Raw genomic sequence first — 5287 nt, 5'->3', positions numbered from 1 at the left:
ACCCCGGCTCGGCGCCGCGCAACACCGCCTCGCCCGCGAGCACGGTGGCGGCCCACGGTCCGGGCACGACGCCCGCGCCGAACTCCCGGGCGATCACCTGCACGTCGACGAGGCCGAGGTCGAGGCCGCCGTGGTCGGCCGGTATCCGCGCGGAGAGCCAGCCCTGCTCCCCGATCGCCTTCCACAGGTCGACCGGGTGGCCGTCACCGGCGGGATCGTCGACCACGGCCCGCACCGCGGTGAGGTCGAAGCGGCCGGCGAGCAGATCGCGGACGGAGGCGGCGAGCGCACGCTGCTCGTCGGTCAGGGCGAAGAACACGGTCGGTGGTCTCCTGACGGAACGGGGCTGACGGACAGGGGTCTGGGACGCGGGAGGCTGGGACGCGGGAGGCTGGGACGCGGGAGGCTGGGAGACAGCGGGCCAGGACGCACGCGGCGGCCTAGGACCCGCGTGGCAGGCCGAGCACCCGCTCGGCGACGATCGACCGCTGCACCTGCGACGATCCGCCCCAGATCGTCACCGACCTGGTCCAGAAGCTCTCGCGGCGCAGCGCCGTCAGGTCGACGTCCGCCGTGGGCCGCACGAGCGCCGCGTCAGGGCCGAGCAGCTCGTCGAACGTCTCGAACAGCCCCTGGTAGGTCTGCGACCACTGCAGTTTCGTCACCGACGAGGCGAAGCCGAGATCACGGCCCTGCTCGACCTCGGTGAGCACGTGCAACGAGTGGTAGCGCAGGCATTCCAGCTCGACCCGGCGACGCGCGAGTTCCTGGCGCACGACCGGGTCACCGTCGCGCCCGAGCGCTTTGGCGACCCGCACGATCTCCTCGAAGGCACGCAGGTAGTCGGTGTACTGGCCGATGGCGGACGCGCCGCGCTCGAACGAAAGCAGCAGCATCGCCGTCGCCCAGCCGTTGCCGAGGCCGCCGACGCAGGCCGACGCGGGCACCCGCACGTCCGTGAAAAAGACCTCGCCGAACTCGCTGACGCCGCTCATCTGCCGGATCGGGCGGACCTCCACCCCGGGCGCATGCATGTCGATCAGCAGCAGGGACAGCCCGCGGTGCCGGCTGGAGCCCGGCTCCGTGCGGACCATGGTGAAGATCTGGTCGCCGCGGCGGGCGGACGTCGTCCAGACCTTCTGACCGTTGACGATGAACGCGTCGCCGTCGCGCTCCCCGTGGGTGCGCAGGGCCGCGAGGTCGGAGCCGGCGCCGGGCTCGGAGAAACCCTGGCACCAGATCACCTCGTTGCGCAGCATCGGACCGATGATCTCGGCCTTCTGCTCCGGGGTGCCGACGGCCATCAGGGTCGGCGCCAGGAAGGTCAGCCCGAGGGTGTTCACCGACCGCGGGCCGCGGGCCCGGGCCAGCTCCTCGTCGTGGATCGCGGCCATCGCCGGGCTGCCCCCGCGCCCGCCGTACTCCACCGGCCACTCGATCCCGGCGAAACCGGCCAGCGCCTTGCGGCGCTCCCAGTCCCGCCGCAGGTCAAACGCCTCGTCCTCGTCCAGCGACGCCCAGAATCCGGACGCGGCCCACCGCGCGGGGATGTTCGCCGCGAGCCAAGCCCGCAGGTCGACGCGGAACTCCTCCGCCGCCGGGGAGTAGGTCAGGTCCACGTGGTCGCACCCATCTGTCGGCCTCGTCGCAGGGGCGGGAGGGTCCGGACACTCAGACCGTAGTACTCCATGAGCCGGTCGTGTGTCGCTCGACAAACTCCGGCCAGCGCCGTCGCGCCGCCCCGCCGACGCCCGTCGTTCATCTGCCCACAGGCATTCGTCACCGTCAGCCGGCACGATGGAGACAGCCGGGCCGCGACGGCCGCGCCCCGCCAGGACGCTCCACCGCCATCGGCACGCACCACGACCATCAGCACGCACCACCAGCACGCGCACTCTGAGCACGCGCACCACCACTACACACCACCACACACCACGCAGGCTCGAAGGAGGACCGCCGCCATGACGCAGACCAGGCCCGCAGCATCGCCCGCGAGCCTCGATTCCACCCGTCGCGCCGAGGCGCTGCGTCGCATGCGTACCGAGGAGGTGGACATCGCCGTGATCGGCGGGGGGGTGACCGGGTCGGGCGTGGCCCTCGACGCCGCGACCCGCGGCCTGTCCGTCGCCCTCGTCGAGGCCCGCGACCTGGCCGCCGGCACGTCCAGCCGGTCCAGCAAGCTCATCCACGGCGGCCTGCGCTACCTCGAGCAGCTCAACGCCCCGCTGGTCCGCGAGGCGCTGCGGGAACGCTCGCTGATGCTGGACACGCTCGCGCCGCACCTCGTCCGCACCGTCCCGTTTCTGCTGCCGCTGACCCGCCATGGCTGGGAGCGGGCCTACATCGGCAGCGGGGTGCTGCTCTACGACACCCTCGGCCAGGGCCTGGCCCGCATCGGCCCGGGCGGCGATGGCACGCTGCCGCACCACCGGCACCTGACCCGCAAGGCCGCCCTGCGGGTCTTCCCGTCGCTGCGCCCGGACGCCCTCGTCGGCGCCATCCAGTACTGGGACGGCCAGGTCGACGACGCCCGGCACACCCTGTTCGTCGCCCGCACCGCCGCGCGCTACGGCGCGAGTGTGGCGACCAGCGCCCGCGTCACCGGCCTGCTGCGCGACGGCGACCGGGTCACCGGCGTCACCGTGCTCGACCTCGAGAGCGGCGAGCGGATCGCGCTGCGCGCGCGCCAGACGATCAACGCGACCGGGGTGTGGACGGACGAGATCCAGTCGATGGTCGGCGGCCCGTCGCCGTTCACCGTGCGGGCCTCGAAGGGCGTGCACATCGTAGTGCCGCGCGAGCGGGTGCACGGCGAGACCGGGCTGATCCTGCGCACCGAGCGCAGCGTCCTGTTCGTCATTCCCTGGGGTAGTCACTGGATCATCGGCACCACGGACACCGAGTGGGACCTCGACCTCGCCCACCCGGTGGCGACCAGCGCCGACATCGACTACCTGCTGACGACCGTCAACCGGGTGCTGCGCACCCCGCTGAGCACCGACGACGTCATCGGCGTCTACGCCGGTCTGCGCCCCCTGCTGGCCGGCGAGTCCGACGACACCACCCAGCTCTCCCGGGAACACGCGGTCGTTTCTCCCCTGCCCGGTCTGACGATGGTCGCCGGCGGCAAGTACACGACGTACCGGGTGATGGCCGCCGACGCTGTCGACGCCGCCGTGCGGGGAATGGGCCGACCGGTTCCGCCGTCGTGCACGGAGAAGATCCCGCTGCTCGGCGCGGATGGCTACCCGGCCCTGTGGAACGCCCGGGAGACCCTGGCGCGCCGCTACGGGCTGCGGGTCAACTGGATCGAGCACCTGCTGCACCGCTACGGCACGCTCGCCGAGGAGGTCCTGGCACTCGCCGCGACCCGCCCGGAACTCGCCACGGCGCTGCCCGGGGCGCCGGCCTACCTCGGTGCCGAAGCGGTGTACGCGGCCACCCACGAGGGCGCGCTGCACCTCGACGACGTGCTCACCCGCCGGACCCGGATCTCCATCGAGACCCAGGACCGCGGCGTCGAGGCGGCCCCCGCCGTCGCCGCGCTGATCGCCCCCACGTTGGGCTGGGACGCCGCCGCCCGCGACCGCGAGGTCGGGCACTACCTGGCCCGGGTGGCAGCGGAACGGGCCGCCCAGGAGCAGGCCGACGACGCCACCGCGGACGCCACCCGCGCCGGGGCGCCCGACGTGCGCCGAGATGCCTACCCGGACCGGCGCGCGCCGGCACCGGCCGCCGGCTGATCACGCGCTCCGTCACACAGGGCTTTCCGTCAAACAGGTCACTTTGTCAAACAGGGTATTTCGCCCAGGTGTGCCTGGGGGTTTTATGGCTGCCGGCTGCGGAAGGGAGTCGGCATGGCAACCCTTCTCTGGCTGATCGCCGTGGTGCTGGTCATCGCTGGAATCGTGACAATCGTGCGCGGCGGTCTGCTCTACGGGATCGCGCTCATCGTCGTAGGCCTGCTCATCGGTCCGGGCGGGGTCTCGATTTTCACCTGATCCCGCCGTGCCGTCGTCGTTGTGACGTCGAGCGTTTCGCCCACACCGGTTTCTTGTCGGCGTGGGTGCCGTCCACCCGACAGTCGGAATTCCCGCACCCGGCCGCCGGCAACCATGCCGGCGGCCGGCTCACAATCCGTACTCCTCCAACAGGCGCAACCAGACCTCGCTCACCGTCGGAAACGACGGCACCGCATGCCACAGCCGTTCCAGCGGTACCGCGCCGACGATGGCGATCGTGGCCGCGTGCACCAGTTCCTGGGTGTCCTGGCCGGTGAACGTCGCGCCGACGAGAACGCGGCGCTGCTCGTCCACGACGAGTTTGGACGTGCCGGTGGCTCCCTCGCCGCGCACCGAGGACCCCGCGACCCCGCCGGTCGCCACGCTGACGGCGCGGACCGACAGGCCCGCCTCGCGGGCCGCCCGCTCGGTCAGCCCGACCGCGCTGACCTGCGGATCGGTGAAGGTCACCCGCGGCACGGCGCGCCCGTCGGCGAGATCCCGGGCGTCCTGCCCGGCGGAATCCCGCCGCCCGGTGATCACATCGGCGGCAATCCGCGCCTGGTACTTGCCCATGTGCGTCAGCAGGGCGCGGCCGTTGACGTCGCCGACGGCATACAGCCAGCCCGCCGCGACGCCCACCGCGCGCAGCCGCTCGTCGACCTCGATGAAACCGCCGGCGCGCAGACCGAGCGCGTCAAGTCCCAGCTCCGCGGTCGCCGGGGTGCGCCCGACCGCCACGAGGATCTCGTCGGCCTCGAAGGTCCCCGGCCCCGCCTCGCCACCGGGGCTGCCGGGGCCGTCGGCGTGCGTGCCGGAGCCGGGGCCGGAGCCGGGGCCGGGGCCGGCCGACCCCGCACCGCGGTCGAGGGTGACCGTCACCGGCGGACGCGGCTGGTCGACGCCGCCGGGGGCCCGGCGGACCTCGACGACCCGGGTGCCGAGGAGCACCGTGATGCCGTCCGCCTCGAACGACTCCTTCACCTGGTCACCGGCGAACTCCTCCTCGCGGGCCAGCAGCCGGGGCCCACCCTCGACGACGGTGACCGTCTCGCTGCCGAGCCGGCGGAACGCCTGGGCCAGTTCGGCGCCGACCGCGCCGCCGCCGAGCACCACCAGCCGCCGCGGCACGGTGTGGGCACCGGTCGAGGCGCGGTTGTCCCATGGCTGCGCGTCGGCGAGGCCCGGGATGGGCGGGACCGTCGCTCGGGTTCCGGTGGCGACCACGACCGCCCGGGCCGCCCGCAGCAGCCGGCGCGCGCCATCGGCCGCGGTGACCTCCACCT

At 73.3% G+C, this 5287-nt stretch carries 5 protein-coding genes; 2 read left to right on the top strand and 3 right to left on the bottom strand.

The genetic code is table 11. From position 1 onward, the window contains the following. Nucleotides 1-319, bottom strand: a 319-nt coding sequence (locus MXD58_RS19200) for an acyl-CoA dehydrogenase family protein (RefSeq protein WP_250609674.1), incomplete at its 3' end; no start/stop codon positions are given. A gap of 121 nt (nt 320-440) precedes the next feature. After that, nucleotides 441-1619 carry an acyl-CoA dehydrogenase family protein gene (locus MXD58_RS19195; protein ID WP_248839174.1) on the bottom strand — a complete coding sequence of 393 codons (1179 nt, stop codon included), beginning with the start codon at nt 1617-1619 and terminating at the stop codon, nt 441-443. A 342-nt stretch (nt 1620-1961) separates the two neighbouring features. On the opposite strand from MXD58_RS19195, the gene MXD58_RS19190 reads away from it, so the two are divergent. Beyond that, a complete protein-coding gene (locus MXD58_RS19190) occupies nt 1962-3743 on the top strand; it encodes a glycerol-3-phosphate dehydrogenase/oxidase (RefSeq protein ID WP_248839173.1) in 1782 nt (593 codons plus the stop codon). Between the two features lie 114 nt (nt 3744-3857). After that, nucleotides 3858-4001 carry a GPGG-motif small membrane protein gene (locus MXD58_RS19185; RefSeq protein WP_248839172.1) on the top strand — a complete coding sequence of 48 codons (144 nt, stop codon included), beginning with the start codon at nt 3858-3860 and terminating at the stop codon, nt 3999-4001. A gap of 129 nt (nt 4002-4130) precedes the next feature. Here MXD58_RS19185 and MXD58_RS19180 read toward each other — a convergent pair. Next, nucleotides 4131-5287 (bottom strand): FAD-dependent oxidoreductase (locus MXD58_RS19180; RefSeq protein WP_250609673.1); only part of this gene is annotated, 1157 nt, incomplete at its 5' end.

It is taken from the genome of Frankia sp. AgKG'84/4, assembly GCF_023242965.2.
Lineage (GTDB): Bacteria > Actinomycetota > Actinomycetes > Frankiales > Frankiaceae > Frankia.
Note: the sequence above shows the minus strand (reverse complement) of the source record. Positions and strands in the feature narration are given on the sequence as shown.

What these genes read in the sequence shown, in the direction of transcription:
- MXD58_RS19185 (WP_248839172.1), top strand. Translation starts at nt 3,858, where the DNA reads ATGGCAACCCTTCTCTGGCTGATCGCCGTGGTGCTGGTCATCGCTGGA.
- MXD58_RS19190 (WP_248839173.1), top strand. Translation starts at nt 1,962, where the DNA reads ATGACGCAGACCAGGCCCGCAGCATCGCCCGCGAGCCTCGATTCCACC.